This window comes from Streptomyces sp. NPDC059037, from assembly GCF_042740015.1.
Taxonomy (GTDB): Bacteria; Actinomycetota; Actinomycetes; order Streptomycetales; family Streptomycetaceae; genus Streptomyces.
This window is the reverse complement of sequence record NZ_JBHYIG010000084.1, coordinates 1-3510: the sequence shown is the minus strand read 5'-3', so window position 1 is coordinate 3510 and position 3510 is coordinate 1. Positions and strand designations below refer to the sequence as shown.

At 70.8% G+C, this 3510-nt stretch carries 4 protein-coding genes; 1 reads left to right on the top strand and 3 read right to left on the bottom strand.

Annotated elements, in window-relative coordinates:
- Positions 1 to 47: 47 nt before the first annotated feature.
- On the bottom strand, positions 48 to 1820 hold the full coding sequence (locus ACFWY6_RS19155; protein ID WP_384691597.1) for an acetyl/propionyl/methylcrotonyl-CoA carboxylase subunit alpha: 1773 nt from the start codon (positions 1818 to 1820) through the stop codon (positions 48 to 50).
- Between the two features lie 350 nt (positions 1821 to 2170).
- Here ACFWY6_RS19155 and ACFWY6_RS19150 point away from each other — a divergent pair, with 350 nt between their 5' ends.
- Positions 2171 to 2647, top strand: coding sequence for a hypothetical protein (locus ACFWY6_RS19150; RefSeq protein WP_384691595.1), 477 nt, complete (start codon positions 2171 to 2173; stop codon positions 2645 to 2647).
- Positions 2648 to 2656: 9 nt separating this feature from the next.
- Here ACFWY6_RS19150 and ACFWY6_RS19145 read toward each other — a convergent pair whose 3' ends face one another.
- On the bottom strand, positions 2657 to 3274 hold the full coding sequence (locus ACFWY6_RS19145) for a nucleoside triphosphate pyrophosphatase (RefSeq protein WP_361827154.1): 618 nt from the start codon (positions 3272 to 3274) through the stop codon (positions 2657 to 2659).
- Between the two features lie 25 nt (positions 3275 to 3299).
- A complete protein-coding gene (mmpB, locus tag ACFWY6_RS19140; protein ID WP_360777023.1) occupies positions 3300 to 3428 on the bottom strand; it encodes a morphogenic membrane protein MmpB in 129 nt (42 codons plus the stop codon).
- Positions 3429 to 3510: the final 82 nt, after the last annotated feature.

Here is a 3510-nt window from a genome sequence, read left to right as displayed (position 1 = left end):
GGCTGGAATGTCCAGCCCGGCCGACGCATGAGGCTTGCTCTACGGGATCAGTCCTTGATCTCGCAAATAACCGCACCGGAAGTAAGGCTCGCGCCGACCTCCGCGGTGAGGCCCTTGATCGTGCCGGAGCGGTGGGCGTTGAGGGGCTGCTCCATCTTCATGGCCTCAAGGACCACGACGAGGTCGCCCTCCTGGACCTCCTGGCCCTCCTCGACGGCGATCTTGACGATCGTGCCCTGCATCGGAGAGGCGAGGGTGTCGCCGGATGCCGCAGGGCCCGACTTCTTCGCCGCGCGCCGCTTGGGGCGGGCGCCGCCCGCCGCCGCGGTGCGGGCGATGGTCATGCCCAGGGAGGACGGCAGAGAGACCTCGAGGCGCTTGCCGCCGACCTCGACGACGACCGTCTCGCGGCCCGGCTCCTCGTCCGTCTCGGTGTCCGCGGGAGCCGCGAACGCCGGGATCTCATTGACGAACTCGGTCTCGATCCAGCGGGTGTGGACCGTGAACGGGTCGCCGGAGCCGGTCAGTTCGGGGGCGAACGCCGGGTCCACGACCACCGCGCGGTGGAACGGGATGGCCGTGGCCATGCCCTCCACGTTGAACTCCGCGAGGGCGCGGGCGGCCCGCTGCAGGGCCTGCTGACGCGTCGCGCCGGTGACGACCAGCTTGGCCAGGAGCGAGTCCCAGGCCGGGCCGATCACCGAGCCGGACTCCACGCCCGCGTCCAGGCGCACGCCCGGACCCGACGGCGGCGCGAAGGTCGTGACGGTGCCGGGCGCGGGCAGGAAGCCCCGGCCCGGGTCCTCGCCGTTGATGCGGAACTCGAAGGAGTGGCCGCGCAGTTGCGGGTCGCCGTAGCCCAGTTCCTCGCCGTCGGCGATGCGGAACATCTCGCGGACCAGGTCGATGCCGGTGACCTCTTCGGTGACCGGGTGCTCCACCTGCAGACGGGTGTTGACCTCCAGGAAGGAGATCGTGCCGTCGACGCCGACGAGGAACTCGACGGTGCCGGCGCCCACGTACCCGGCTTCCTTGAGGATCGCCTTCGACGCCGCGTACAGCTCGGCGTTCTGCGCCTCGCTCAGGAACGGCGCGGGCGCCTCCTCGACGAGCTTCTGGTGGCGGCGCTGCAGCGAGCAGTCACGGGTGGACACGACGACCACGTTGCCGTGCTTGTCGGCCAGGCACTGGGTCTCCACGTGCCGCGGCTTGTCCAGGTAGCGCTCCACGAAGCACTCGCCGCGGCCGAAGGCGGCCACGGCCTCGCGCACCGCGGAGTCGTACAGCTCGGGGACTTCCTCGAGCGTGCGGGCGACCTTCAGGCCGCGCCCGCCGCCGCCGAAGGCGGCCTTGATCGCGATGGGCAGGCCGTGTGCCTCGGCGAAGGCGACGACCTCGTCGGCGCCGGACACCGGGTCGGGCGTACCGGCCACCAGCGGGGCACCCGCGCGCTGCGCGATGTGCCGGGCGGCGACCTTGTCACCCAGGTCACGGATGGCCTGCGGCGGCGGACCGATCCAGATCAGGCCCGCGTCGAGCACGGCCTGCGCGAAGTCGGCGTTCTCCGACAGGAAGCCATAGCCGGGGTGGACCGCGTCCGCCCCCGCGTCCTTGGCCGCGGCCAGCACCTTGGAAATGTCCAGGTAGCTGGTGGCCGGAGTGTCACCGCCCAGGGCGAACGCCTCATCTGCCGCACGTACATGCAGAGCGTCCCGGTCAGGATCTGCGTAGACGGCTACGCTCGCGATCCCTGCATCCCGGCATGCCCGAGCAACGCGGACAGCGATTTCGCCACGGTTGGCGATGAGCACCTTGCGCACGATGGCTCCCTCCTTGAAACAAGCCGAGTTTAGGGACTGCCGACACGGGCTTACGACCCGTCCCCAATGGTGAGCTTGCCCACACGGAGTGTCACTCGAGGTTGGCTAGGCCCGCGAAATCCCTTGTCGTACCACGGTACGCAGGGTCCCTCCCCGGCAGCGTAGCCTTCGGATGTGGTCTAGGTCTCTGTGAGAGCGCCCTGCGGCGGAGCGGCAATCTTTGTGGAGTCCCTACGAATGGCCCAATGATTCTTTGCCTTCGGCAGAGCCCTTGTCCCCCGGTTTACCCGTTAGTAGCGTTCGCGATGTCTTGCACGTACTAGGGGTAACAGCGGAAGAGGGTGGGCGCCGTGGCGCGTAGACCGGTGGCCTGGGTGGGCGCGATCGTGCTCTTTGCGGAGGCGGTCGGCATCGCACTCCTCAACTGGTTCCTCGGGCTCGTCGTGGACAAGCAGGACATGTCCCTCGCGGGCCTCGACCCGCGGGCGATGACCATGTCGACCTGGATCGCGGGCGGCCTCTTCGGCCTGTACCTCGCGCTCTGCGGTGTCGTCCTGCTGCGGTCCGCGATCGGCGACCGCGCGCCGGGCCGCTTCGGGCGGCTGCTCCTGATCAGCGCCGCCGTCGTGCACGGAATGCTCGGCGCGTTCTCGGTCGGCCTGGTGGGCTGGCCCGCGTTCGTCTTCATGATGGTCGTGCTCGGCCTGATCGTCCTGACGCTGGTGGCATACGACAAGAAGGCGCAGGACGAGGCGGACGCGCCGCGGGACGGCAAGGCCGCGGCGGGCAACGGGACGCCCGAGAACGGCGCCCCGCAGCCCGCCTGAGCGCCTCTCCTAGGCGTCCCACAACTCCGTGATGCCGACGCCAAGTTCGGCGAGCAGACGGCGGAGCAGGGGCAGCGAGAGGCCGATCACGTTGCCGTGGTCGCCGTCGATGCCGTCGATGAACGGCGCCGAGCGGCCGTCCAGCGTGAACGCGCCCGCCACGTGCAGCGGTTCGCCGCTCGCCACGTACGCGGCGATCTCCGCGTCCGAGGGGTCACCGAAGCGGACCACGGTCGAGGCGACCGCCGACACGTGGCGGCCCGAGACCGTGTCGTACACGCTGTGGCCGGTCTGCAGGACGCCCGCGCGGCCGCGCATGGACTTCCAGCGCGCGGTGGCCTCCTCGGCGTCCGCGGGCTTGCCGAGGGCCTCTCCGTCCAGTTCGAGGACGGAGTCGCAGCCGATGACGATGGCGCCCTTCACGTCCGGGCGCGCGGAGACGACCGAGGCCTTGGCCTCGGCGAGGGCCAGGGCGAGCTCGGCGGGGGTCGGTGCGGAGACGGCGTCCTCGTCGACCCCGCTGACGACCACCTCGGGGGCGAGGCCGGCCTGGCGGAGCAGGCCGAGCCGGGCGGGGGACTTGGACGCGAGGACGAGACGGCGGGGCCCTCGGGGCTGATCACTCATGCCGTCAGGTTAGCGAGACGCGACCTCAGTGCATGCCCAGGACGAACATGGCGACGACCATCGCCAGGGCGAGGACGAGCCCCGCACGGCGCATCTTCGCCTGCATGTCCCGCATGTCCTTGGGCGGGTTGTTCTCCGGGTCGGACCACAGCATGCCCCGATACTGCGGGCGGCGGCGCGGGGGGGGGGGCGGGGGGCGGGGGATGGAGGGCGGCCCCCCCGCCCCCCCGAATAAA